Raw genomic sequence first — 795 nt, forward strand, 5'->3', positions numbered from 1 at the left:
CAGCTGGCCGGGCAGCCGGTGCAGCTGCTGGTGCGGGTCCGCAGCGACTCGGTGTTGTTCACCGACCCACCACCCCGCCCTGCCGGGACCCGCGGCCGGCCGCCGGTGCACGGCCCGGCGATGAAGCTGTCCGACCCGGCATCCTGGCCTGCGCCGGACGAGATCCGGGCCCTCCCGGCCCGCCCCGATCACGGGCGCCCCTACGAGTTGTCGGTGCTGGCCTGGCACGGGCTGCATCCCCGGCACTCCAAGAAACTCGCCGAGCCCGGCCGCGTCCCGCATCCCGGAGCCGCCCGGGAGATCGTGCGGGGCAACGTGATCCGCATCCAGTCGGCCAAGCCCGGCGAGAAACCGATCTGGCTGTTGTGGACCGGCCCCGCGGGATCGTTCGACCTGGACCAGGCATGGCGGGCCTACCTGCACCGGTTCGACATCGAGCACCTGTTCCGCTTCCTCAAGCAGCACCTGGGCTGGACCACACCCCGGCTGCGCACGCCCGAGCAGGCCACCCGCTGGAGCTGGCTGATCACCGCCGCCTACGCCACCCTCGCCGCCGCCCGCGACATCGTCAGCGACCTGCGGCTGCCCTGGGAACGCCCAGGCCTGCTCAGCCCCTGCCGGGTCCGCCGCGGATTCCGGGCACTTCAGCCCCTGCTGGGCACCCCGGCCAAGCCCCGACAACCCATCCGGCCAGGACCCGGCCGCCCACCAGGCCACACCACCACACCCGCCCCCCGACACCCCGTCATCCGCAAACAACGCAGGCCCAGCAAACCCAAGACAGCAAACAACAAA

1 protein-coding gene is annotated in these 795 nt (G+C 72.5%); it reads left to right on the forward strand.

Annotated elements, in window-relative coordinates:
• The coding region (locus QSK35_RS42525; RefSeq protein ID WP_285754135.1) for a transposase at positions 1 to 795 on the forward strand (795 nt) is incomplete at both ends.

Source organism: Lentzea sp. NBRC 105346, assembly GCF_030269605.1.
GTDB lineage: Bacteria > Actinomycetota > Actinomycetes > Mycobacteriales > Pseudonocardiaceae > Lentzea.